At 36.6% G+C, this 24,306-nt stretch carries 23 protein-coding genes; 14 read left to right on the forward strand and 9 right to left on the reverse strand.

All coding sequences use genetic code 11. The features are described 5' to 3' along the window. Positions 1–10 precede the first annotated feature (10 nt). Genes purQ through HF964_RS07850 form a run of 8 tightly spaced genes read left to right on the forward strand, consistent with a single transcriptional unit; the run spans position 11 to position 10,450 of the window. The gene (gene purQ / locus HF964_RS07815) at positions 11–694 is read left to right on the forward strand and encodes a phosphoribosylformylglycinamidine synthase subunit PurQ (protein WP_168722492.1); all 684 of its coding nucleotides are present in this window, start codon (positions 11–13) and stop codon (positions 692–694) included. After that, positions 691–2,907: a phosphoribosylformylglycinamidine synthase subunit PurL gene (purL, locus tag HF964_RS07820; protein ID WP_168722493.1), complete on the forward strand. Its 2,217-nt coding sequence runs from the start codon at positions 691–693 to the stop codon at positions 2,905–2,907. The genes purQ and purL overlap by 4 nt, the downstream gene beginning before the upstream one ends. Beyond that, positions 2,892–4,391: an amidophosphoribosyltransferase gene (purF, locus tag HF964_RS07825; protein WP_168722494.1), complete on the forward strand. Its 1,500-nt coding sequence runs from the start codon at positions 2,892–2,894 to the stop codon at positions 4,389–4,391. Before purL ends, purF begins: the two co-directional genes overlap by 16 nt. After that, positions 4,361–5,398, forward strand: coding sequence for a phosphoribosylformylglycinamidine cyclo-ligase (purM, locus tag HF964_RS07830; RefSeq protein WP_168722495.1), 1,038 nt, complete (start codon positions 4,361–4,363; stop codon positions 5,396–5,398). The genes purF and purM overlap by 31 nt, the downstream gene beginning before the upstream one ends. After that, entirely contained in the window at positions 5,388–5,960 is a 573-nt protein-coding gene (gene purN / locus HF964_RS07835; RefSeq protein WP_168722496.1) for a phosphoribosylglycinamide formyltransferase, read from the forward strand. Before purM ends, purN begins: the two co-directional genes overlap by 11 nt. Positions 5,961–5,976: 16 nt before the next feature. Continuing rightward, positions 5,977–7,506: a bifunctional phosphoribosylaminoimidazolecarboxamide formyltransferase/IMP cyclohydrolase gene (purH, locus tag HF964_RS07840; RefSeq protein ID WP_168722497.1), complete on the forward strand. Its 1,530-nt coding sequence runs from the start codon at positions 5,977–5,979 to the stop codon at positions 7,504–7,506. A gap of 10 nt (positions 7,507–7,516) precedes the next feature. After that, the gene (purD, locus tag HF964_RS07845) at positions 7,517–8,764 is read left to right on the forward strand and encodes a phosphoribosylamine--glycine ligase (RefSeq protein WP_168722498.1); all 1,248 of its coding nucleotides are present in this window, start codon (positions 7,517–7,519) and stop codon (positions 8,762–8,764) included. Between the two features lie 24 nt (positions 8,765–8,788). After that, positions 8,789–10,450 (forward strand): formate--tetrahydrofolate ligase, encoded by a 1,662-nt coding sequence (locus tag HF964_RS07850; protein WP_168722499.1) that lies wholly within the window; start codon positions 8,789–8,791, stop codon positions 10,448–10,450. A gap of 212 nt (positions 10,451–10,662) precedes the next feature. Here HF964_RS07850 and HF964_RS07855 read toward each other — a convergent pair whose 3' ends face one another. The 6 genes from HF964_RS07855 to HF964_RS07880 form a co-directional block, all read right to left on the reverse strand. Continuing rightward, positions 10,663–11,913 carry an MBL fold metallo-hydrolase gene (locus HF964_RS07855; RefSeq protein ID WP_168722500.1) on the reverse strand — a complete coding sequence of 417 codons (1,251 nt, stop codon included), beginning with the start codon at positions 11,911–11,913 and terminating at the stop codon, positions 10,663–10,665. Between the two features lie 23 nt (positions 11,914–11,936). After that, positions 11,937–13,223 (reverse strand): extracellular solute-binding protein, encoded by a 1,287-nt coding sequence (locus HF964_RS07860; RefSeq protein WP_168722501.1) that lies wholly within the window; start codon positions 13,221–13,223, stop codon positions 11,937–11,939. A gap of 59 nt (positions 13,224–13,282) precedes the next feature. Then, positions 13,283–14,107, reverse strand: a complete 825-nt coding sequence (locus tag HF964_RS07865) for a carbohydrate ABC transporter permease (protein WP_168722502.1) — start codon at positions 14,105–14,107, stop codon at positions 13,283–13,285. A gap of 14 nt (positions 14,108–14,121) precedes the next feature. Then, positions 14,122–15,018 (reverse strand): carbohydrate ABC transporter permease, encoded by an 897-nt coding sequence (locus tag HF964_RS07870; protein ID WP_168722503.1) that lies wholly within the window; start codon positions 15,016–15,018, stop codon positions 14,122–14,124. After that, positions 15,015–16,097, reverse strand: a complete 1,083-nt coding sequence (locus tag HF964_RS07875; protein WP_168722504.1) for an ABC transporter ATP-binding protein — start codon at positions 16,095–16,097, stop codon at positions 15,015–15,017. Before HF964_RS07875 ends, HF964_RS07870 begins: the two co-directional genes overlap by 4 nt. 266 nt (positions 16,098–16,363) lie before the next feature. After that, on the reverse strand, positions 16,364–16,639 hold the full coding sequence (locus tag HF964_RS07880; protein WP_168722505.1) for a hypothetical protein: 276 nt from the start codon (positions 16,637–16,639) through the stop codon (positions 16,364–16,366). A gap of 178 nt (positions 16,640–16,817) precedes the next feature. On the opposite strand from HF964_RS07880, the gene HF964_RS07885 reads away from it, so the two are divergent. Then, a complete protein-coding gene (locus HF964_RS07885) occupies positions 16,818–17,096 on the forward strand; it encodes a hypothetical protein (RefSeq protein WP_168722506.1) in 279 nt (92 codons plus the stop codon). A gap of 167 nt (positions 17,097–17,263) precedes the next feature. On the opposite strand, the gene HF964_RS07890 is transcribed toward HF964_RS07885, so the two are convergent. Further along, entirely contained in the window at positions 17,264–17,737 is a 474-nt protein-coding gene (locus tag HF964_RS07890; RefSeq protein WP_168722507.1) for a glutathione peroxidase, read from the reverse strand. A gap of 361 nt (positions 17,738–18,098) precedes the next feature. Between HF964_RS07890 and HF964_RS07895 the strand changes: the two genes are divergently transcribed. The 4 genes from HF964_RS07895 (at position 18,099) to HF964_RS07910 (ending at position 21,020) form a co-directional block, all read left to right on the forward strand. Beyond that, on the forward strand, positions 18,099–18,611 hold the full coding sequence (locus tag HF964_RS07895; RefSeq protein ID WP_168722508.1) for a GNAT family N-acetyltransferase: 513 nt from the start codon (positions 18,099–18,101) through the stop codon (positions 18,609–18,611). A gap of 84 nt (positions 18,612–18,695) precedes the next feature. Further along, the gene (locus tag HF964_RS07900; protein ID WP_168722509.1) at positions 18,696–18,884 is read left to right on the forward strand and encodes a CsbD family protein; all 189 of its coding nucleotides are present in this window, start codon (positions 18,696–18,698) and stop codon (positions 18,882–18,884) included. 208 nt (positions 18,885–19,092) lie between these two features. Beyond that, on the forward strand, positions 19,093–20,004 hold the full coding sequence (locus HF964_RS07905) for a DMT family transporter (RefSeq protein ID WP_168722510.1): 912 nt from the start codon (positions 19,093–19,095) through the stop codon (positions 20,002–20,004). An 83-nt stretch (positions 20,005–20,087) separates the two neighbouring features. Next, positions 20,088–21,020, forward strand: a complete 933-nt coding sequence (locus HF964_RS07910) for an aldo/keto reductase (protein ID WP_168722511.1) — start codon at positions 20,088–20,090, stop codon at positions 21,018–21,020. 159 nt (positions 21,021–21,179) lie between these two features. Here HF964_RS07910 and HF964_RS07915 read toward each other — a convergent pair whose 3' ends face one another. Both HF964_RS07915 and HF964_RS07920 read right to left on the reverse strand, forming a co-directional pair. Further along, a complete protein-coding gene (locus HF964_RS07915; RefSeq protein WP_168722512.1) occupies positions 21,180–22,013 on the reverse strand; it encodes a LysR family transcriptional regulator in 834 nt (277 codons plus the stop codon). 177 nt (positions 22,014–22,190) lie between these two features. Next, on the reverse strand, positions 22,191–22,367 hold the full coding sequence (locus HF964_RS07920; RefSeq protein WP_168722513.1) for a hypothetical protein: 177 nt from the start codon (positions 22,365–22,367) through the stop codon (positions 22,191–22,193). Positions 22,368–22,637: 270 nt separating this feature from the next. On the opposite strand from HF964_RS07920, the gene kdpA reads away from it, so the two are divergent. Continuing rightward, positions 22,638–24,293, forward strand: a complete 1,656-nt coding sequence (kdpA, locus tag HF964_RS07925; RefSeq protein ID WP_168722514.1) for a potassium-transporting ATPase subunit KdpA — start codon at positions 22,638–22,640, stop codon at positions 24,291–24,293. Positions 24,294–24,306: the final 13 nt, after the last annotated feature.

Raw genomic sequence — 24,306 nt, forward strand, 5'->3', positions numbered from 1 at the left:
GAGTGAATTAATGAAAGCCGCTGTAATTACGTTTCCTGGTTCTAACTGTGATTTAGACATGTACCATGCCTTGGTTGATGAATTTCAAATTGAAACTGAAATTTTACCAGCCACGATAACTGATTTAAGCGCCTATGATGCAATTTTTATCCCAGGGGGATTCTCATACGGCGATTACTTGCGGACGGGAGCCATTGCACGTTTTGCGCCAGTGATGGCAGCCATTAAAGCCGCTGATCAACAAGGTAAAATAATTGTCGGCATTTGTAATGGTTTTCAAATTTTAACCGAAGCCGGGTTGTTACCAGGGGCCTTACAAACGAATACCCAACCAGGCTTTATCTGCGATATTACGGGCTTAAAGGTGGTTAATACGACTTCCAAATTTACTAACGCCTTTACTAAGAGCATCAATCAATTCCCGATTGCTCACGGTGAAGGAAATTACTATGTTGATGCGGCAACGTTAGCGACCATGCAAGCCAATCAACAAATTTTATTTACATATACTGACAATCCTAATGGGTCAATCGCTGATATTGCCGGTGTGACGAATGTCAACGGGAATGTCTTTGGCATGATGCCCCACCCCGAACGTGCCGTTGATGCTTTACTTGGCAATGTTGATGGCCGGGCTTTCTTTAGTTCAATTATTGCTAGTTTAGTAAACCAACAGGAGGCCATTAAGGCATGATACACACGTACACAGAACCAACTCCAACTGAAATTCGCGATCAAAAAATTTACTTGCCATGGGGGTTAACGGATGCGGAATACGAATTAGTATGCCAAAAGCTCGACCGCTTACCCAACTATACTGAAACGGGTTTGTTTGCAGCCATGTGGAGTGAACACTGTTCATATAAAAAATCAAAACCAGTTTTACGCACATTTTGGTCAAAAAATGAACGCGTTCTTCAAGGACCTGGTGAAGGTGCGGGTATTTTAGATATTGGTGATAATCAAGCGGTGGTTTTTAAGGCCGAAAGTCACAATCACCCATCCGCTGTTGAACCATATGAAGGTGCGGCAACTGGTGTCGGCGGAATTTTACGCGATATCTTTTCGATGGGGGCCCAACCAATCGCCGTTTTAGATAGCTTACGGTTTGGTGAAATTGATAACGAACGGACTAAGTATTTAATTAATGAAGTCATTGCTGGAATTGCTGGTTATGGTAATGCCATTGGAATCCCAACGGTGGGTGGTGAAATTGCCTTTGATAAAACTTATGCTGGTAATCCGTTAGTTAATGTGATGGCAGTGGGTTTACTTGACCAAGATGCGATGAAAGTTGGCCAAGCCAAAGGGGTTGATAACGCAATTTTGTATGTCGGTGCTAAAACTGGGCGTGATGGGATTCATGGAGCCACTTTTGCCTCAGCGGCCTTCTCTGATGAAGAAGAATCTGATCGTTCTGCAGTCCAAGTTGGCGATCCGTTCACTGAAAAACTAGTTATGGATGCCACGATTGCGATTGTTAAACGCTATCCAGAAGATGTGATTGGGATTCAAGATATGGGTGCAGCTGGCTTAGTTTCTTCATCTGCTGAAATGGCTTCAAAAGCGGGGATGGGAGTACATTTAAATCTTGATTTGGTACCACAACGTGAAGCTAATATGACACCATATGAATTGATGCTTTCTGAATCACAAGAACGGATGCTCTTAGTGATTAAAAAAGGCAGTGAATCTAAAGCAATATCTTTATTTGCTGAGTATGGTTTAGAGTCAGTCGTCATTGGAAAAGTAACCGATGATGGGATGTATCGCCTTGATTTCAATGGTGAAATTGTCGCACAAATTGATGCTCAAGATTTAACAACGGCACCGAAGTATAATTTACCAGCCGTTGCTCCTAAGCGTTTACAAAATGCGGCTAAAGAACAATTTGTACCAAAAATTGATGATTTAAAACAAACATATTTACAAATTTTGCAACAAGCAACAATTGCATCTAAAGCTAGCCTTTACCGACACTTTGATTCAATGGTGCAAACTAACACGGTTGTTCGGCCAGGTAGTGATGCAGCGGTTGTACGCATTCGGGGCACTAAGAAAGCCTTAGCGATGACAACGGACGTTAATGGTCGTTACTTGTATCTTGATCCGTTTGTTGGTGGTCAAATGGCAATGGCTGAAGCGGCGCGTAATATTGTTGCTTCTGGGGCCTTGCCAATTGGGATTACGGATTGCTTGAATTTTGGTAATCCTGACAATCCAGAAGTTTATTATGAATTAGCTCAATCTGTTGCTGGAATCAATCAGATGGCCCAAGCTTTAAACACGCCGGTGATTTCGGGAAATGTCTCGCTGTATAACGAATATAACGATGAAGCGATTTATCCAACACCGATGGTTGGAATGGTTGGATTACATGCTGATAACCAAACGATTATGACCCAAGGTTTCAAACAAGCTGGTGATGCGATTTATGTTGTTGGGACAACGACGGCAGCCTTTAATGGTTCAGAAATTCAAAAAATGCAAACGGGCACAATCAACGGTCAATTATTTGCCTTTGATGCCGAAGCAGAATTAACGAACCAACAACTTGTCTTATCGGCCATTCAAGCTGGTTTAATCACTAGTGCGCATGATTTATCTGAAGGTGGCTTGGCAGTTGGTTTAGCCGAAGCGGCCTTTGATCAACATTTAGGCTTTGATGTTGCCGTTAATTTAAGTGACGCCTTATTGTTTAGTGAAACCCAAAGTCGTTTTATTGTGTCAGTTAATCCCGCCCATCAAGCTGCTTTTGAAGCGCATATGGGGACTGCCGCTCAATTAATGGGGCAGGTAACGGATAATGGCACTTTCAAATTGACAACGACTGATGGAACAACTGAAATTTTAGAAAATGAAGCTTACACGAGCTGGAAAGAAGCAATTGGATGGTTACTAAAGTAATGCAAACCACAGTGAATGGGTTAAATGAAGAATGTGGAATTTTTGGAATTTGGGGGACAACGGAAGCTGCTGAAGTGACATACTATGGGCTCCATGCCTTGCAACACCGGGGGCAAGAAGGTGCCGGGATTGTGGCGAATATTGATGGTCGCTTACGACAAGAACGTGGCTTAGGTTTGTTAGCTGATGTCTTTAGCAAAGGTGATCGGTTGCGTGACATCATGGGGGCCACTTCAGCAATTGGTCATGTCCGGTATGCCACATCTGGCTCTAATAGTATTGAAAACATTCAACCACTATTAGCTCACTTTAGTGATAGTCAACTGGCGTTAGCCCACAATGGTAACTTAACTAACCAAGTAACATTGCGGCGTGAATTAGAAGACCAAGGGGCAATTTTTCAATCAACTTCAGATTCTGAAATCTTAATGCACTTAATTCGGCGCTCACAAGCCCCAACATTTACCGATAAAGTCAAAGAAGCTCTTAATCAACTACGCGGGGGCTTTGCCTTCTTATTATTAACACCCGATGCTTTGTATGCAGCGTTAGATCCCCACGGCTTCCGGCCATTTGTTATCGGTCAACTACCAACTGGTCAATATGTCGCGGCTAGTGAAAGTGCTGCTTTAAACGTTGTTGGGGCTAAATTAATTCGTAATGTCCAACCAGGTGAATTAATAAAAATTGATAATACGGGGATGCAAATTGATTATTACACCGATGCCACGGATTTACATATCGATGCCATGGAATATATTTACTTTGCTCGTCCTGATTCTGATATTTATGGTGTTAATGTTCACACAGCACGGAAACGGATGGGGGCTAATTTAGCTGCGGAACAACCGGTGGCAGCCGATATTGTTGTCGGCGTCCCCAATTCATCTCTGTCAGCGGCTTCTGGGTTTGCCGAAGCATTACATTTACCAAATGAAATGGGCCTCGTTAAGAATCAATATATTGCACGAACTTTTATTGAACCTACGCAAGAACGTCGTGAACATGCCGTTAAAATGAAACTTTCAGCTGTTTCCAGCGTAGTCAAGGATAAACGGGTTGTCTTAGTTGATGACTCAATCGTTCGGGGAACAACGTCAATGTATATTGTCCGGATGTTACGCGAAGCAGGTGCAAAAGAAGTCCATGTCCGGATCGCCTCGCCCGCCTTTAAATATCCTTCATTTTATGGGATTGATATGCAAACAACAGCGGAACTCATGGCTGCTAATTATTCATTAGCCGAAATGACCGCTAAAATTGAAGCCGATAGTTTAGCCTTCTTAAGTGTTGATGGCTTAGTTGATGCGATTGGCTTACAAGAACAAGCAAGTGGGACTGGTTTGACAACGGCGTACTTTGATGGTCATTATCCATCACCAATTTATGATTATGCTGAATCAATGCAAGCCTTTGAAGATGCCCACTTAGTTGATTACATGGAGGAACCAACATGCAAGATGCATACGCTACAGCCGGAGTAGATATTGCGGCCGGTAATAAAGCCGTTGAATTGATGCAAGGGGCCGTGAATGCAACGCAAAATGCCAATGTATTAGCTGGTTTAGGTGGATTTGGGAGCCTTTTTAAATTACCAACGGGCTATCAGCAACCCGTTTTGATTTCTGGGGCTGATGGGGTTGGCTCAAAGTTATTATTAGCAATTGCGGCCAATCAACATGCTACGATTGGCCAAGATCTAGTTGCGATGGTGGCTAATGATATTTTAGCTCAAGGAGCAAAACCATTATTCATGCTTGATTATATGGGGATTAATACGGTTGAACCGGCCAAAGTTGCGGAAATTGTTACCGGAATTGCCCAAGCTTGCCAAGCAGCCCAAATGGCTTTGATTGGCGGTGAAACGGCCGAACTACCAGATTTATATGCTAAGAATCACTATGACTTAGCCGGTTTTGCTGTGGGTATTGCTGATCAAGCCAAGTTATTAAATCCCGACAATGTCCAAGCTGGCGACGTTATTTTAGGCTTGGCATCGAGTGGTTTACATTCAAACGGTTATTCATTAGTCCGTAAACTATTATTAACCGATCAAGCTAAACAATGGGCGGATTTAAGCATGCCTGACCAAGCAACTTTGTTGACGCCCACTAAGCTATATATTCAAACAGTCCTACCATTAATTGAACAAGGCTTAGTTGTTGCTGCCGCGCATATTACTGGTGGTGGGCTATTAGAAAACTTACCCCGGGCCCTTGGTGCTAATTTAGGAGCTCAACTCGATAGTCAAAGTTGGCAAATCCCGGCCATCTTTAAACGGCTTGGCCAATTAGGTGACTTATCAACTACGGAAATGTTACGGACCTTTAATCTCGGCATTGGCTTTACATTAATTGTCCGCCCAGCTGATGTGGCGGCTGTTATGGCCCACTTAAGCACCCATGGTGAAACGGTTAGCGTTTTAGGTCAAGTTGTACCGGACGATACTCACCAAGTAACCATGCAAGGAGCTTTAAATTATGCCAACTAGATTAGCAATCTTTGCATCTGGGACTGGTTCCAATTTTGTGGCGATTGCTGATGCGATTGCAAACGACCAGTTAGATGCCCAAATTGAAGTTTTAGTGGTCGATAAAATTAATGCGCCTGTCGTGCAACGGGCAGCTGAACGTAATATTCCCGTTTTTCACCTTAAATATAAAGATTTTGCCACGAAAGAATTAGCCGAAGCTGCTTTAGTTACAGAATTACAAAAGTATGCGGTGGAATTAATTGCTTTAGCGGGTTTTATGCGCATTATTACTGGTACGTTACTGGCGACCTATCCGAATAAAATAATTAATATTCATCCATCATTATTACCCGCGTTTCCTGGACGGCATGGCATTGATGATGCTTTGGCGGCCCAAGTATCCCAAACTGGGGTGACGATTCATTACGTCGATAGCGGGATTGATAGTGGGACGATCATTGCCCAACAAGCTGTCACTATTGAACCAACTGATACGATTACGACTTTAGCAACAAAAATTCATGCCCTCGAGCATGTTTTATATCCAGCAACTTTAGCTAAATTAATTAGCCACAATTAAAAGGAGAATCAAAATCATGAAACGAGCACTTTTGAGTGTTTTTGATAAAACAGGTATTGTCGAATTTGCCACTAAATTACAAGCATTAGGGTTTGAATTAGTTTCAACTGGTGGAACTTTAAAGACTTTAACAACTGCTGGACTACCAGTAATTTCAATTGACGAAGTTACAGGATTTCCTGAGATGCTTGATGGGCGGGTTAAGACCTTACATCCGAAAGTGCATGGTGGTTTGCTAGCTCGGCGTGACGTACCTGAGCATATGGCAACGATTGCCGCACATGATATTCAACCAATCGATGTAGTCGTCGTTAATTTATATCCATTTAAGGCAACCATTGCCCAACCAGATATTGATTTTGTCGATGCGATTGAACAAATTGATATTGGTGGACCATCAATGTTGCGTTCAGCAGCGAAAAATCATGTAGCTGTATTACCAGTCATTGATCCAGCAGATTATGATCAGGTTATTGAATTATTATCTAATAATGACTTAACGCCAGCTATTCGGCGCCAATTTGCAGCTAAAGTTTTCCAACACACAGCGGCGTATGATGCTTTGATTGGTGAATATCTAACAACCGAAACTTTTCCAGTAACTTTAGCTAAAGGCTATGATAAATTTGATACATTACGCTATGGTGAAAATAGTCATCAAGCGGCAACCGCATATGTTAGCCAACAACCAGAAGCATATTCAATTTTAAGTGCCGAAATTATGCATGGAAAGAAATTGTCATACAACAACTTACGTGATGCCGATGCTGCCTTACGAATTGCTGCTGATTTTAATAATAAGCCAACAGTTGTGACTGTTAAGCATATGAATCCGGCTGGAATAGGACAAGCAGATACAATTTTAGCAGCTTGGGAAAGTGCTTTTGCTGCAGATGATATTTCAATCTTTGGTGGGATTGTTGTTTTAAATCGCGAAGTTGATTTAGCAACAGCCGAAGCAATGCATAAAATATTCTTAGAAATTATTATTGCGCCTAGCTATACGGACGAAGCATTTGCGGTCTTAGCTAAGAAGAAAAACTTGCGAATTTTATCATTACCAATGACTGGTAAAATCAAACGAGTAAAAGATGTTGTTTCAATATTAGGTGGTGTTTTATTACAAGATCGAGATCTTCTTACTGAAGATGTAGCTGACTTTGAAGTTGTCTCAAAAGCTCAACCAACACCAGCGCAATTGGAAGCTATGGTATTTGCTCAACGAGCGGTAAAACATGTTAAATCAAATGCAATTGTTGTAGCTACTGCCCAACAAACACTCGGGATTGGGGCTGGCCAACCAAATCGAATTGATTCGGTTAAGATTGCAATGACTAAAGCACAAGCAAAACCAGGTTTTACTGATGCTGTCTTAGCATCCGATGCATTCTTCCCAATGGGTGATTCTGTTGAATATGCTGCTCAAAATGGTATTACAGCTATCATTGAACCAGGTGGCTCAATAAAAGATCAAGATTCAATTGATATGGCAAATAAGCTTGGTGTAGTTTTGGTATTCTCTAAGAATCGCCATTTTAAGCATTAGTGAGGATAATATGGCTAGAGTTTTAGTAATTGGAAATGGTGCACGTGAACATATTTTTGCTCAACAACTGATAAATAGTCCAATGGTTGAACATGTTTTTGTTGCTCCTGGGAATCCGGGGATGTTGACAGACAATATCACAACAATTGACATTGCAGTTGATGCAATATCTGATTTAGTTTTATTTGCACAAAAAAATCAAATTGATTTAACCCTTGTGGGGATGGAAAATTCCCTTGTTGCTGGTGTAGTAGATGCCTTTAATCATGCAGGTTTAAAAATCTTTGGGCCAACTAGAGCGGCTGCTATGTTAGAAGGTTCAAAGGCTTTTACTAAAAACTTATTGGCTAAATATCAAATTCCAACAGCAAAATATGCTATTTTCACCGATTATCAAACAGCAAAAGCGTATGTAAATCAGCAAACATTCCCACTGGTTTTAAAGTTAGATGGCTTGGCTTTTGGTAAAGGAGTTACCATTTGTCAGGATTTAACAACCGCTGAACGTTTTCTTAAAAATGCTTATGCCATAAAAAAAGATGTTCAAATTGTGATTGAAGAATTTCTAGTTGGTGAAGAATTTTCAATCTTTACCTTTGTCGGCAAAAACCAAATTATAACCACACCAATTGCCCAAGACCATAAGCGTCTTTTAGATGGTGATAAAGGGCCCAACACTGGTGGAATGGGGGCTTATAGCCCAGTACCACATATCAATAGCATGGTAGTAGAAACTGCAATTGAAACGTTAGTAAAGCCAACCATTGCAGCTATGATTGCTGAAGGAACACCATTTAGGGGAATCTTGTATACCGGTGTTATCTTAACTGATAGTGGTCCTAAAGTGATTGAGTACAATGTACGTTTTGGTGATCCCGAAGCACAAGTAGTTTTGCCCCAATTAAAAAGTGACTTTTATCAGTTATTAGAAAACTTAGTTGCGGGTGTGCCAGTGGACATACGTTGGCAAACCGAGGATATTTATTTAGGTGTTGTCTTAGCCGCACCTGGCTATCCGGTTAAGCCTGAGAGTGGTCATTTAGTTCCAATGACCGTTCCTAAACCACTAAATATTGACTTTGCGAGTGTCAAAATGCTTAATGGCGAATTGCAGACAGCCGGTGGCCGGGTTGCAACCATTGTCGGTCATGCAAAAAGTGTTTTTGAAACCCAGCAGGTAGTATATAATTATTTAGATAAGCTTGATATTTCATTGCAATATCGTCATGATATTGGCGCTAAAGCACTTGGAAAATAAGTTCAGCTTGTAAAGGAGTCTTACATGTTAACAGATATTGAAATCGCGCAAGCCGCAGAGATTGAACCAATCGTCAAGATTGCTGAAAAACTTGGATTAACTGAAGATGAAATTGAACAATATGGTAAATACAAGGCTAAGTTAGACTTGTCAAATCGCCAAGATGCCCCATTAAATGGTAAATTAATCTTGGTGACATCAATCAACCCAACGCCAGCTGGTGAAGGGAAATCAACGGTTACCGTTGGTTTAGGTGATGGATTAGCAGCGATTGGCAAACGACCAGTAATTGCTTTACGTGAACCATCACTTGGTCCAGTAATGGGGATGAAAGGTGGAGCTACCGGGGGTGGTTACAGCCAAGTAATTCCGATGGATGATATTAATCTTCATTTTACCGGTGATTTTCATGCACTTACATCCGCACATAATACATTAGCAGCTTTGATTGATAATCATTTACATCAAGGTAATACTTTAAATCTTGATCCACGTCGGATTTTATGGAAGCGTGTACTAGATATCAATGATCGTGCTTTACGTAATATTGTAATCGGTATGGGTGGACCAACTAGTGGTGTTGTCCGTGAAGATGGTTTTGATATTACCGTAGCTTCTGAATTAATGGCTATTTTGACACTTTCAACAGATTTAAGTGATTTAAAAGCCCGTATTAATCGGATTGTTATTGGTTACACATATGATAAGGTACCTGTGACGGTTGCTGATTTAGGGGTTGCTGGAGCATTAACTGTATTGTTAAAGGATGCAATCAAGCCCAACCTTGTACAAACTATTGCCCATACTCCGGTAATTATCCATGGGGGACCTTTTGCTAATATTGCTCAGGGAACAAATTCTATTCAGGCAACTCGTGCAGCAATACAATTAGGTGATTATGCTATTACAGAAGGCGGCTTTGGAGCGGATCTTGGCGGTGAAAAATTCCTCGATATTAAGACACCATTACTTGGTAAAACCCCCGATACAATTGTGATTGTGGCTACTATTCGAGCTCTTAAATTACATGGTGGTAAACCCTTGAAAGAGTTGAATAGTGAAGATTTAGTTGCACTTGAAGCAGGATTGGCAAACCTAGGTAAGCACATTCAATCAATGCAACGTTACAATATTCCTGTGGTTGTTGCGATTAACCAATTTACTGCTGATACTGCAGCTGAAATCGAATTAGTTCAAGCCTATACAAAACAGTTTGATGTTGAGGCAGTTTTGGCTAATGTTTGGGGCCAAGGAGGTCAAGGAGCTCTTAAGTTAGCTCAGGCAGTTGTCAATAGTTGTGAAAAGTCAGCAACATTCAAGCCGTTATACGATGCTAAAGATGAATTAACAACTAAAATTGAAAAGATTGTTACTGAAATTTATGGTGGAAATAATATTGAATTAGCTCCAAAAGCTAAAAATCAATTAAAACAGTTTGCTCTACAAGGATGGGACAAGTTGCCAGTTGTTATGGCAAAAACTCAATATTCATTATCTGATAACGCTAAGGCTTTAGGAGCACCAACTGATTTTACAATTCATATTCGTGAATTTGTACCTAAGTTGGGTGCGGGATTTATTGTCGCCATGACAGGTAATATTTTAACAATGCCAGGGCTACCTAAAACACCTGCGGCTAATAATATTGATATTGATGCGCATGGTAAGATTACTGGTTTATTCTAGTCTTACACAAAGACACTTAGTTTAAATAAGCTATGCAAAAAGACTGAATTTTTTACAATTCAGTCTTTTTTTTACTTTATTCGTTATTTGGGGCCTTTTGTTAGCCATACTTATTGTCTCGTATGCTAATATACCAGATTACTGAAATGTGTTATCGTATTAAGTTATTCAGATGCTGGTTTTAGATCACGATACATTTTTAGATATCAGTGTTAATTGAATTCGTATATTTCATCATATTGTGGTAATAATGTCGAGTTATCTTTGAAAGCCGAAACGAATAATTCTGGATGAAATGAATGCCAAGGGATGGTAAGTTTAGCATTCACTTTTTTACAGATATCTATAATATCGGTTGGCGTTGCGTGACCAGAGCAGCCAAAATATTCATATTTGGCATTAATAGTAGCTAGATAATCACGTAGAACTTGATAATTTGGATCATAGGCACCAAGAGGGCTACCGTTAGAATGTAAATAGTGAATTGGTGGTAATGCGGTTAACCATTTACGATTGGCAAAGGTAGAATGAAGACAATACTTATCTGATTTAGCAGTAATTTCAGCAATGCTAACTGGCGTAGCTTGTATAAGCGAGGTATCATTTGGTATTGATTCAGCTAAGACCAATAGTGGTTCTGTCGGTTTTAATAAATTAATTAATTTGGCAAATTGATATTCCCAAACAATTGGTCGTAATTGCTGATAGCTTGTATTATTAAATGCTAAAATACGCTCAATATTGCGTTCATAACAATTAATAACTGGTAAAAGGCTAGATTCTTTAATAATATGGGCAAATTTATTGAGTAATTGATATTCTGTTAACGGATTATCAAAGTCTCCTTGCTCCTTAGTGTCAGGGAAACTAAAGCTCGTCGTTTCTGTTAAAAAGACATCTATCTGTAATGAGCTTAATGTTTTAGCCCAATTTTGGACTAGTTCAGGATGAAATCCGTTTAGACGAAAATCACCGGAGTGAGCAAATCGATGAGTACCATCGAAGACTAGTAAGGCATTAATACCTAATATATCATGATCACTGGGTAATCCGGTGATTGTTAAATCCCCGATACAAATTGGTACATTTGGTAAAAATGTATGAATATTTAAGGTATGTGCAAAGCTTAGTCCACTTGATACTAAGGCTTTGTAAAGCTGATTAGAATCGCTACTAAAATATACTGGAATATCAGTGTTTAAGAGTGGTAAGGCTCCAGTATGATCGAGATGCAAATGACTGATAAAAATTGCCTCGTGTGCATACTGGCTTGAAGAATTTAGTGCAAACAGATCGGGAGAATCAGGAATACTGTGGTTTTTAAACATGGTTTCTAACGCGGGCATATTAGCGATATTTTCTGTTGAACCAAAATCCATTAAAACCCGTGATGTCGCAGTTGAAATTTCCACTACATTAGCACCAATTGTTGTCAGACCACTTAAGAATCTTACTTTGGTCATTAGTTTAGCCTTCTTAATTAAATTTATTTATTGTTACTGATAATTTGCTTAGTTTGATTAGCTAATTTATTTAAAGCAGTTTCAGCCGAAACGTGAGTTGTAAGCATATTATTAAAAGTTTGACCAGCCATCGTATAGTATTGATTAAAGCCTACGAAACTAGTTTGTGAAAATGAATTTGGTAGGGCATTAACAGCAGCTACTGCTCGTGGATTAGTATGGAGATATGCTTGATAGGCATCTGATTTAACTGCTGATTGATCAACTGGTACATAACCAGTATCTTTTGCCCAAGTAGTTGTATTTTGAGGTTCTAAGAGGTATTTCATAAAACTGTAAGCACCAGCTTTTTGCTCAAGTGTCGCACCCTTAAAAACAACTAAATCATTACCAGCAACTTCGGTAGCATTACTACCTTGATAACTTGGAACTTGTGTTGTACTCCAATTAAGGTTTTTAGGTGCTTGCATAGTTGTAATTGAAAGACCAGCAGATGAGCCAATATAAAATGCTGATTTACCATTTACAAAATTTTTAGTCCAAAAAATATCAGAGCCGGCAGATTTAGCTGTGTGATCTTTAACCATGTCTAAAATAACTTTTGCTGCTTCAATTGCTTTTGGATTATTAACATCAACTTGGCCACTTGCTGACACTGGGTTAATTCCAGCAGCGTGAAGCATACCTTCCCATTCTGATTGGAAGCTAGCATCAAAACCATAAGCATAAATACCATGCGACTTAAGAATTTGGCCTTCCTTAGCCATTTCTTCCCATGTGGTTGGGACAGTCAAGTTATATTTTTTGAGAATATCATTGTTAACATACATGATACGGAGTGATTTTGAAAACGGAATCGAATAGAAATCAGAACCAACTTTAGTACCACTTAAAAATGAAGGATAAAGATCATTCTTTTGATTGCTTGAAAGTGTGGTCTTGTAGAAGTCATTAATGTTTTGAATAAAACCGTTATGCTTATAATCAGCTAAACTTGTATAAGTAGCCATTCCCATAACAGGTAGGGTACCTGATTTAGCGGCTGCTAATATTTTTTGATTCAAGGTTTGATAATTAGTTTGGGATGTTAAAACAACTTGATATTTCTTTTGTGAGCTATTAAATGAATTGGCTAAATTTTGTAAACTTTTTTGATAGTTACCAGTTATTCCTGTCCATAGGGTTATTTTGATAGGTTGCCCAGATGCAGTAACCGGTGTTGTTTTGGAATGGTTGCTACCTACATAAACAACTGCACCAATCGCTAGGATAGCAACAACGATAATTGAAATAACGCTTTTTTTCTTCATTTCTAATTCTTCCTTTTTTAAAGTGTATTTTGAAGTAAAAACATGAAAACGATACTTAATTAAGCCTTTAAGCCGGCTTTGCTTACACCTTCAATAATGTGTTTTTGTAAGAGAATATAGACAATAATGATTGGAACGATAATGATTGTCGAAGCGGCCATTAATAATTGGAATTCGGTCCCAGCATCAGAGGTAAAAGTACTTAAACCAACAGGTAAAGTCCTTAAATTATCGGTATTAGTTACAATTAAAGGCCACATGAAGGAATTCCAACTACCAATTATTTGTAAAATTACAATGGCAATAATTGATGATTTTGAGAGTGGCACCATGATATTCCATAGAAAATTCCAGTCACTAGAACCGTCAATCTTAGCAGCGTAGTATAGTTCATCAGAGATGCTCATGAATGTTTGACGTAAAGTGAAAACGGAGAATACACTAGCCAACCAAGGTAAGATTAGTGCACCATAAGTATTAATTAAATGGAGATGGGATAAAGTCACAAAATTAGGGATGATTAATATTTCGCCAGGAATCATCATGGTTCCAATACAAATTAAAAATAGCGGCCGTTTACCAAAAAAATTTAATTTAGCAAAGGCAAATGCAGCTAAAATTGTAGTAACCAATTGACCTAATGTTGTTAGAAAGGTCACAATAATACTATTAATAAAATAGGTAATGAAAGGGGCAGCCTTGAAAGCGAGTACAAAATTATTAAACTGCCAATGCTTTGGGAACCAAGTTGGTGGTGTTTGAACTGTTTCAGGTGCTGTTTTTAAGGCAGTATCAACCATCCATAAGAATGGAATTAGCATAATTAAAGCACCTAAAAATAGTATTAAATAGCTTAATCCTTTAGTAAGGTTTCGTTTATTCATAATGACGGTTTCCTTTAGACGTAATGAACATGCTTTTTACTGTACCAAAACTGAATCAGAGTCACAGCTAAAATAATCAAAAAGAGCACGACACCTGCAGCTGCAGCAATTCCATATTGCGATTCAGTATAGAAAGCTCGATAAAGATAAAAGACAAGGGTTAGTGCAGAACTTCCGGGACCTGGATTACCTCCAAATAGAATATAAATTTCATCAAATACTTTAAAGCCACTAATCACACTATTAACAGTAATTAAAAAAGTCATGGGTGATAGTAAGGGAATAGTGACAAATCGTAAACGCTGCCAAGTATTAGCACCATCAATTTGGGCTACCCGATCATAACGTTTGTCAATGTTACTTAAACCAGCTAGAAAAAGAATAATATTGAAGCCCAAACTTTTCCAAATAGTCATAATAATCAAAGCAAACATAGCCCAATGTGGATCATTAAGCCAATTAATTGGCTTAATGTTAAAATACCCTAAAAAAGAGTTCAAAAGGCCGTATTGATCATTATAAATCCATTGCCAAACAAGTGAAATTGCAACAGTGCTCGTAACAAAAGGAAGAAAGTATATCGTTTTTAAAAAACTAGCTAAAAATTTTATCCGATATAGAAGCAATGCTAAAATCATAGCTAAAATTACAGCAATAGGGACCACGCCAACTACAAAAATTAACGTATTAATCGTTGCCTTTTTAAAGTCGGGATCAGCAAATATATACTTAAAATTATCTAACCCAATGGCGGATACTTGGTCAGTATAGAAGTTATATTTTGTGTAAAAACTAAGTGCAAATGATTTAATAATTGGATAAAAATTAAAAATTAAAGTAAAAATAAGCATCGGACTAAGATACATATAGGCAACTAATGTTGATTTTAAAGTAATTTTTTTATTTTTCATCTAGTAACCACCAGTGGCTCTTTAAGTGGCCAAATTACATTATCGTTAGAATCGCATAAAAAGTAACCATTTTTGTGTAATTCAAAGGGAATAGGATGTTGATTATTTACCCAAGTATGTGTGTTGAATTGATTACTAGTAATTGGTACACCATGATATGCAATTTGTGTTGTTACTTCAGGACCAAACTGGTATGTTTCAAGTTGTATGCCACTAAATGGATGTGTCAATGTATCAACAGAATTGATAGGTACAATACTTTCAGCACGGATTGCTAATGTTGTTGCCTTAGCTAAAATATCTTTGGGCACTAATTTTACAAAATCAGTACGATGATGATCATTCAAAGCAATAGTATTAATAACAGGATTACCGATAAATTTGGCGACAAACAGATTTTGGGGTTGTGCATAGATAGTATTTGGAGCCGCAAATTGTTGAATGGTGCCATTATTTAAAATCATAATTTGATCAGCAATATGCATAGCTTCATCTTGATCATGTGTAACAAAAATCGTAGTTACGCCCGTTTCTTTTTGAATACGACGAATTTCATCGCGCATTTCAACTCGCAATCGTGCATCTAGATTAGATAAAGGCTCATCCAATAATAGGATACTTGGTGATTTAGCAAGTGCACGAGCAATTGCTACTCGCTGTTGTTGGCCACCTGAAAGTTCGCCGGGCTTTTTGGTTAATTCTGCATCGACGTGAACAAGTTGGGCTAATTCAGTTGCACGTTTTAACATTTCGGCTTTAGCCATCTTAGCCATTCGTAATGGAAAACAAATATTTTCTAAGACTGTCATATGCGGATATAATGCATAACTTTGAAACACCATGCCAACTTTACGTTCTAGAGCATCTAACCTTGTTACATCTTTATCACCAAAAAAGATTTGACCTTTCGTAGGTTCAAGTAAGCCGCTGATTAGATTTAAGGTGGTTGATTTACCACATCCACTAGGACCTAAAAGACAGGTTAATTGGCCTGCAGGAATTTTAAAGTTAATGTCTGTGAGAATATTAGTTTGTTTATTAGCATAAGCGAGTGAAACATGTTCAAATCTTACGTCCATTGATTAATTATTTCCTTTCAGAAAAATATTATTTTGAAGAACTAAAATGTCTTCAAGAGGACTATTATAAATAATTGATATAGATAGTTGATATGAATTATGTAAAGCTAGGGTAAATAATTAGAAAATGAAATATACACAAAAATACCAGGAAATCCATTTCCTGGTATTTTTGTGTATATTTCGAATATATTGGACCTTTTAAACATAAATTTACGGCTATATTTAAAGTTAAGAGTAATGAATAATATCACTGTTGGTTACTCTTAACTGATTAACCGAAGCAATAAACTAACAATTAGAAACGTAACTGACATTGCCATAATTACTAATATACTACCATTTTTAGGAAATAGTCGAGATTGTAAACCTGTTGCAACCAAGCCAAATCCAACGATTGCCATAAGTGATAAAAGAAGTTCAAATAAGCTAATTTGGGTGCCGTGATCACTTAATGGTAAAATGGCAAACGTTGCTAGAAATGCCAAAATAATACCAAGTAATATTGCAGCTACAATACCAGATTTTAAATTGCTAAACATTAAATCTTACCTCAAAAAGAATATATTGTAATTGTAGCATGGAACTACTTAGTAATTACCAAATTTTCACATGTGAATAAATAATAATTTTTTATTTAAATTTTTTTAATTTAGAACATTATTAAATTGAAAAAAGATATTATGAATTACAATATTTGAGTTAAAGGAGTAAAAGCTAATGCGACTGCTAACGGTTGGATTAATTTTAATGGGCATTATTACTTTAGTAAGTGCTTGGTGGCAAAGAACGAAATGTAAACATACCAATAAACTGACTTATAACTCTAAGGGATTACGATACTATAATATTGCAATTATTTTGTTATTTTTGGGCTACTTTCTAGTTGAATATTTTTCTTCTATTTCAGAAAATCAAAAAATGGTATTACTAGCAATTATTTTTGTTTTGGAAACAATCGCTTGGTATTTTAAGTATCACGAAAAATCATCGAGATAGATACCATTACTTAGTGATATATATAAATGAAACTATGATAAAAATCGGATGATAGCAATAAATACTAATAAAGCTCCTAGGTAAGATAATATTTACCTGGGAGCTTTACTAGTATTTCGAGTATATTGGACTTTTATTGCTTTACGTACTTTTTGGAAGTTATAGTTTTAAAATATATTTTGCAAGTCAGGTTCAATTTTGTTGGGTTCTGTTTGCGGCGCATAGCGTTTAATGACGGCACCGTCTTTGTTGACCAAGAATTTCGTAAAATTCCATTTAATGGCAGAACCAAGGGTACCCGGTTGTGCCTTTTTTAAATATTTAAATAATGGGCTTGCCTCAGTACCGTTTACATTAATAATTTCATGCATCGGGAAGGTAACGCCGTAGGTCATTTTGCAAGCTTCAGCCGCCGCTGCAGTCGTACTTTCTTCTTGCTTGAATTGATTAGAAGGAAATCCTAAAATAATAAGACCTTGATTGGCATATTTTTGGTATAAGGTCTCAAGTTCTTTAAACTGAGGTGCAAGGCCGCATTTTGTTGCTGTGTTGACAATAATCATTGGACGGCCTTGGTAACGGTTGAGTTGATAAGTGTTTCCTTGTTCATCGGTAACGTTAAAATCATAAACTGAAGTCATGTGATTCCTCCTCAAATTAAAAGCAGTGTATTTGCATAGTTGAGCAAAATATTTGGTCATATAGTAACAAAATGCTATATTATAGATGTGACCAAGTCACACTCTAGATAGTCTCCAAGCTAACTATATGTTGATTTCCTCCTACTAGTTGTTGGGTAGGAGGTTTTTTGTTTACATAAAGTAAGCATTTTGTAATTGATTTAAATATAACTAATTGGTCAATAATAGTCAAAATATAAATAATTAAAATTCACTAAAGTTTGACGTTAAGTTATAATAGTGCTAAGTTTAGGCAGTATGATATTAAAATTTTTAATATTTATTCTAAATTAATTAATAAGTTATTCAAGAGGAGTCAATTATGATTATTCGTCCATTAGAAAAACGCGATCTTCAATATATATACCGTCAGGAAAATGCTCGGCGAGTGATGGCATTGTGGTTTGAAGAACCATATACTTCATTTGATGAATTAGAAATTTTGTATGAAAAACACGTATTGGATCAATCTGAACGACGCTTTGTAATTGATATTGATGGCCAATTTGCGGGTGTTGTCGAATTGATGTATATCGATTACTTACACCGCAATACGGAAATTCAAATTATTGTGGATAGCAAATTTCAAGGCCAAGGGCTCGCACAAGAAGCCCTTTCAAAAGGTGTTGAATATGCCTTTAAGGTTCTTAATATGCACAAGGTTTATTTGTATGTTGACGTTGATAATGCAGCTGCAATTCATATCTATAAAAAATTAGGATTTATTGAAGAAGGTCGTTTACGAAGTCATTTCTTTGCGGAAGGCTGTTACCATGATAGTTTTGTTATGGGTTACATGATTGATGAATACATTGCTCAAAATAAGAAGGGTTAAGCATATTAATTGGGTTTAATTACTTTAAATGCGATAATAGAGTTGTTCTTAAATATTTGATAAATAGATTAAGGGGGCAACATTATGTCTTTGGAAGATAAGTTTGAAAATACAAAAGATAAAGTAGTCGGCAAAGCAAAAGAGGTTCAGGGAACTGTTACAGATGACAAAGCGCAAGAAGCAGAAGGTAAGGCTCAAGGCTTGTTTGGTAAAATCAAAGACAAAGTAGAAGATGTTGTTGATGATGTAAAAGAAAAGCTTGATAAAGACTAGGTTTAAAAATTAATACTATATTAAAAGGCTGGAAGAATGTTCTTCCAGCCTTTTAATATAGTATTATGAGAGCTTATTTATAATACAAATAAGTGAGTGACTTTTAGAATAGTTAATAAATTTTAGTTAAAAAACTATCCCAGGGGTAAACTTTTACCTGTTATAATGCTAAGTGTTGTAAATTATTTTAAATACTTGGAGTATAAAGATGAATTCAAAATATTTAGGGATTCTACTTGCCGCACTCGGGGCAACTTTTTTTGGCATTAGTGCTGCAGTTTCTAGTTTATTATTTAAACATATTTCTGTATCCCCGGAATGGTTAGTATCGGTACGGATGTTTTTTACCGGTGTTATACTGCTCACGTATTTGAGTATTAAACGCCAGCCAATTTTCAAAATTTGGACCAGTAAAAGAGATGTTTTATTATTGTTATTTTTTGCAATCTTTGGTGTTTATATATCGCAAAGTGCATTTATTTTTTCGGTTTATTTTGGGAATGCGGCAATTGGAACTATTTTACAAGCCTTAGCACCAGCAATTATTGTTTTGGTACTTGTTATTTTTAAGCGAATTTTACCTCGTGGAAGTGAAATCATAGCAATCATGATTTCATTAATGGGTGTTTTTTTACTAATAACAAACGGCAATTTAGCTCAATTAGTTGTGCCAACAAAGGCAGTCTATTGGGGATTAATTTCAACTTTAGGAACGGTTGCGTATACGTTGATACCTCGTGGATTATTACGCCGATATTCAGCATTACCAATTGTCGGGTGGGGGATGTTGATTGGCGGTATTTTTTCTAACTTCCAACATCCAGTATGGAAAATGCCAGCTCATTTTGATTTACAGTCAATTGGCTATGTAACAGTGATTGTAATTATTGGCACGTTAATGTCATATATTTGCTATTTAATGAGCCTTAATTATTTGTCACCAGCAATGGTAAGCATGCTCGGAACATTTGAACCACTAACGGCAACAGTTTTAGCTGTAGTTTTACTAAATGTCGGCTTTCAATTTTGGCAAGCTATTGGAACTATTCTCGCTTTAGGTGCTGTTATCATTATCAATTTACCAGCACAAATACGTTGGCGAGTGTGGGTTGCTAAGTAAAGTTAAAAGTTAGCTTAATTTGAGTGCTATTTTGACAAAAAGCGTATAATTAACTCCATAGATTAATATGGAGGTGCTAAAAGATGGAAAAAACGCAAATCGCTAATACGTCGGTATTTACTCCAAAATTAGGGCTAGGTACTAATAAAGTTGGTGGCCATAATTTATTTAATAATTTATCCGATGAGGATGGCATTCAAGTTGTAAAAACGGCATTAAATCAAGGAATTACGCTACTTGATACGGCATATGTTTATGGATTAGGCCAATCTGAAACGTTAATTGGTCAGGTATTAGGTAATTATGATCGTAGTAAAATAATAATTGCTACTAAAGCAGCGCATGATGTAAAAGCTAATTTAGCTATAAATAATGCACCAAATTTTTTAACACGTGCAGTTGACGATGCATTACAACGTTTACAAACTGATTATTTAGATATTTTTTATATCCACTTTCCAGATGAAACAACTCCAAAGGCCGAAGCAGTTGGGGCACTCCAAAAATTAAAAGAGGCTGGTAAAATTAGAGCAATTGGAATCTCAAATTTTAGCCTAGATCAAGTTAAAGAAGCGAATGCCGATGGGTATGTGGATATTGTAGAAGATGCATATAGTTTAGTTGAACGACAAGCTGAAATAGATTTACTACCATATTTACAAGCTAATCAAATTTCATTTATTCCATATTTTCCATTAGCATCCGGTCTTTTGACAGGAAAGTATAAGATTACCCAAGAATTTAAAAAAGAAGATTGGCAATACGGCCGTCCCAATTTTCAAAATCCACGTTACGCACAAATTTTAGCAGCAATTGATAATATTAAACCGATTGCTGGAAAATATGAGGCTACTATTACCCAAATATTATTAGCATGGTATTTACAAAATCCAGCGATAACGGCTGTGATTCCTGGTGCAAGGCTTGCTAGTCAAGTACTAAGCAATGCTAAGAGTGTACGTTTAAAATTAACAAGAGAAGAATATCAATTAATTGATCAAGCATTTAAATGTTAGTTGTAGATGATAAAAGGCGTATAGCTATGAAACTAAAAAATCCCGACTGAATTAAAAATTTGGTCGGGATTTTCATATTTATGCTAGTATCTGCCTTTTGAAACAAGTGTTATAAACTAGTTATTACTGTGAAAGAGATATGCTGTAACTCCATCTTTTTTAATGATTGGCCGATGAATCTTTGTATTTTTCAGCGATAATTTTAATTGCATCTGAAATAATAGCATCACTGGCTTGATTTGGATAAGTTAAATAAATCGGCCGAGAATAGCTACTATCTAAGGGCATAGAACTAATATTATCAGTAACTAGGGCTTTAGAAATAATGGTTTTACCAACTTTATGGGCTACAAGACTTAGTCGCGTAAAATCATCATTGACATTAATTGAACTATCAATAAATAAATCATGTTCGCGGAAATATGTTTGAAAAAATGAATAATCAGGATGATTTAAATTCGGGACAATCCATTCAGTAGAGTCTGGCTCACCAACTAATACTAATTCGTCATTAAAGGCAGGTATACATTCAAAATTGAGGTGATTAATTTCCTTTTCAGAAAGGAACAAGTCAAATTGCTTTGTTGTCAACTTAGTATTAATGACATCAATGGGAGCAATAGTTATTTGATAGGCTAATGTAGGGACGGTTTGCTTAATTAGAGCAATTATATCTGGTAAAAAGGTGCTACTTGCCAATTCAGTTGTCATAATTCGTAGTACGCTTTTTTCTTGTTGCTCTTGGGAAATTTCGAAAATAGCTTTGCGCCATTCGTTTTGCATTATAATCAATTTTTGATATAATTTTTCGCCATTTGCTGTTGGTACGATTTCTGATCGTCCATTTCGCTCAAATAGTTTCATATGTAATTCAGCTTCAAGTTGACGGATATGTACAGATACGGTGGGTTGTGAAATAAATAATTTTTCTGCAGCCTTTGTGAAGCTTCGACCTTCAAAGACAGCAAAAAAAGTTTCAAGATGCTTAAACATAAAAAATTCCTCACTTGTGAAAATTATGGCTATATTTTTTAAGTATACTTAGTAATTGCTGAATGTCTATAACTTTGTATCACACAAGTAATAATTGATGTAAAAAATAATAAAACCCACTTTAGCAACTGAAAGTTCACAAAGTGGGTTATTTCTTTATTAAAAATAGGCTAGGCCTCAGTTACGCACGTAAGTTAGATTTATTAACCCTGTAATAACAATAATTAGCCCAGTTTTTAGAGCGCTATCTGATTGCAACCCGTTTTTGAAAACATCAATAAGCGGATTGATCATCAAAATGACGGTAGCAAAATCAATAACGGTCAAGATTGTAAGAACCCACTTCCGTTGCATAGCGTGTACTCCTTTAACTACTAGTGTAAGCTTAATTTTAGCATATATTTATCACATTGTTAAATATTTTATTAAATTTTTAAAATGCTTAATTGCTGCACGATAAAATTTTTACTTTTTTTACACCAATTTAACATAGCCCTTGTTAGGATACATCTATATTAATTTTAGAGGAGAAAATACAATGGTATTTTTTTTATGGCTTAGTTTCTTGAGTGTTAGTGGGCTAGTTACTTACTTGTTTTATATCTTAATGCGAGGTGATCAGGCATGATTTGGGTTCGCGATATCATATTTATTGCAATTATTTGTTTATCAGCCATTCCAATAGGTAATTATATTTATCAAGTAATGACCAATCAATCGGTAGGGTTATTGCGCTTTGTGCAACCGATTGAAAAGTTTATTTATCGAATGTTAGGCTATCAAAAGCAACCAAATGAGATGACAGCTAAAAGATATATTGGTGCTGTAGGTGCAGTAAGTATTGGTAGCTTTGGAGTAGTTTTTTTAATTCAATTAATCCAAAAATGGTTACCATTAAATCCTAATCACGTCGGTAATGTTAGTTGGTCATTGGCTTTCAATAATGCAATTAGTTTTGTTACTAATACTAATTGGCAAGCTTATAGTGGTGAAACTACAATGTCATACTTAACACAAATAGTGGGATTCACTACGCAAAACTTCTTATCGCCTGCTGTGGGAGTTGCCGCTTTACTAGTAATTATGCGAGGATTTAAAAGAGGATATACAACTACAGTTGGGAACTTTTGGCAAGATATTGTACGATTTATTTTATATATCTTGATACCATTGGCTTTTATATTAGCATTTATTATTGTTGCTTGCGGAGGTGTTCAAACTTTACAAGGGAATATCAAAGTCGGGACGTCCTTAATTCCACTCGGGCCAGCTGCTAGTCAGTATGCTATTTCGTTACTCGGTAGTAATGGTGGTGGCTTTTTTGGTGCTAATGGCGGTTTTGCATTTAGTAATCCAAATGCTATTAGCAATTTCTTTGAAATGGGGGCCATTTTACTATTACCAGCATCACTAGTTGTAACTTTTGGTCATTTCACAGAAAAACGCCAAGCTCGTTTGATTTTTATAGTTATGCTAATTTTCTTGAGCTTAGCCATTATTGGTACAACTTTAGCTGAATTAAATACAGGTATTAAATTTACTGGGATAACTGGTTCAAGTTCACTTGAAGGTAAAAACGTTATTAATGGAATTGGTAATTCTAGCTTATGGAATACATTAGCAACTGCGGTCTCAAATGGAGCTGTAAATGCCAATTTAGATAGTTTCACGGCCTTAGGTGGTTTAATTCCATTGCTTTTGATTCAATTAGGTGAAATTATTTTTGGTGGTATTGGATCAGGACTATATGGAATGTTGGCATTTGTATTATTAACAGTCTTTATAAGCGGTTTAATGGTTGGCCGTACACCAGAATATTTAGGTAAGAAAATCGAACCCTATGAAATGAAAATGGTGTCATTGGCGATTTTATTTCCACCAATTTTGTCATTAATTGGGACCGCAATTGGTGTTAATTTGCCGCATATTCAAGCCAATTTAGTTAACCATGGACCACATGGCTTTACTGAAATACTATATGCCTTTTCATCAATGGCTAACAACAATGGATCAGCCTTTGGTGGTTTTAATGGTAATCAGTTAGGCGTTAATTTGATTGGTGGTTTAGTAATGGCAATTACACGTTTTGTACCTTTAATTGCCATGATTTTAATGGGGAGTAGTCTCGCTAAAAAGAAATTTGTTGCCCAAGGTGTTGGTACGCTAAGAACAGATACAAGTTTGTTTGGGGTATTATTAGTTTTTATTATTTTATTGATTGGTGCGTTGAATTTTGTGCCAGCACTAGTACTTGGTCCGATTGCTGATTTTTTAGCATAATAAGCTATATTTA

The organism is Periweissella fabalis (assembly GCF_012396505.1).
Lineage (GTDB): Bacteria > Bacillota > Bacilli > Lactobacillales > Lactobacillaceae > Periweissella > Periweissella fabalis.

Excerpts from the sequence above, each read along its gene's own strand:
- purQ (WP_168722492.1), top strand. The coding sequence starts at position 11 with ATGAAAGCCGCTGTAATTACGTTTCCTGGTTCTAACTGTGATTTAGAC.
- purL (WP_168722493.1), top strand. The coding sequence starts at position 691 with ATGATACACACGTACACAGAACCAACTCCAACTGAAATTCGCGATCAA.
- purF (WP_168722494.1), top strand. The coding sequence starts at position 2,892 with ATGGTTACTAAAGTAATGCAAACCACAGTGAATGGGTTAAATGAAGAA.
- purM (WP_168722495.1), top strand. The coding sequence starts at position 4,361 with ATGCAAGATGCATACGCTACAGCCGGAGTAGATATTGCGGCCGGTAAT.
- purN (WP_168722496.1), top strand. The coding sequence starts at position 5,388 with ATGCCAACTAGATTAGCAATCTTTGCATCTGGGACTGGTTCCAATTTT.
- purH (WP_168722497.1), top strand. The coding sequence starts at position 5,977 with ATGAAACGAGCACTTTTGAGTGTTTTTGATAAAACAGGTATTGTCGAA.
- purD (WP_168722498.1), top strand. The coding sequence starts at position 7,517 with ATGGCTAGAGTTTTAGTAATTGGAAATGGTGCACGTGAACATATTTTT.
- HF964_RS07850 (WP_168722499.1), top strand. The coding sequence starts at position 8,789 with ATGTTAACAGATATTGAAATCGCGCAAGCCGCAGAGATTGAACCAATC.
- HF964_RS07855 (WP_168722500.1), bottom strand. The coding sequence starts at position 11,913 with ATGACCAAAGTAAGATTCTTAAGTGGTCTGACAACAATTGGTGCTAAT.
- HF964_RS07860 (WP_168722501.1), bottom strand. The coding sequence starts at position 13,223 with ATGAAGAAAAAAAGCGTTATTTCAATTATCGTTGTTGCTATCCTAGCG.
- HF964_RS07865 (WP_168722502.1), bottom strand. The coding sequence starts at position 14,107 with ATGAATAAACGAAACCTTACTAAAGGATTAAGCTATTTAATACTATTT.
- HF964_RS07870 (WP_168722503.1), bottom strand. The coding sequence starts at position 15,018 with ATGAAAAATAAAAAAATTACTTTAAAATCAACATTAGTTGCCTATATG.
- HF964_RS07875 (WP_168722504.1), bottom strand. The coding sequence starts at position 16,097 with ATGGACGTAAGATTTGAACATGTTTCACTCGCTTATGCTAATAAACAA.
- HF964_RS07880 (WP_168722505.1), bottom strand. The coding sequence starts at position 16,639 with ATGTTTAGCAATTTAAAATCTGGTATTGTAGCTGCAATATTACTTGGT.
- HF964_RS07885 (WP_168722506.1), top strand. The coding sequence starts at position 16,818 with ATGCGACTGCTAACGGTTGGATTAATTTTAATGGGCATTATTACTTTA.
- HF964_RS07890 (WP_168722507.1), bottom strand. The coding sequence starts at position 17,737 with ATGACTTCAGTTTATGATTTTAACGTTACCGATGAACAAGGAAACACT.
- HF964_RS07895 (WP_168722508.1), top strand. The coding sequence starts at position 18,099 with ATGATTATTCGTCCATTAGAAAAACGCGATCTTCAATATATATACCGT.
- HF964_RS07900 (WP_168722509.1), top strand. The coding sequence starts at position 18,696 with ATGTCTTTGGAAGATAAGTTTGAAAATACAAAAGATAAAGTAGTCGGC.
- HF964_RS07905 (WP_168722510.1), top strand. The coding sequence starts at position 19,093 with ATGAATTCAAAATATTTAGGGATTCTACTTGCCGCACTCGGGGCAACT.
- HF964_RS07910 (WP_168722511.1), top strand. The coding sequence starts at position 20,088 with ATGGAAAAAACGCAAATCGCTAATACGTCGGTATTTACTCCAAAATTA.
- HF964_RS07915 (WP_168722512.1), bottom strand. The coding sequence starts at position 22,013 with ATGTTTAAGCATCTTGAAACTTTTTTTGCTGTCTTTGAAGGTCGAAGC.
- HF964_RS07920 (WP_168722513.1), bottom strand. The coding sequence starts at position 22,367 with ATGCAACGGAAGTGGGTTCTTACAATCTTGACCGTTATTGATTTTGCT.
- kdpA (WP_168722514.1), top strand. The coding sequence starts at position 22,638 with ATGATTTGGGTTCGCGATATCATATTTATTGCAATTATTTGTTTATCA.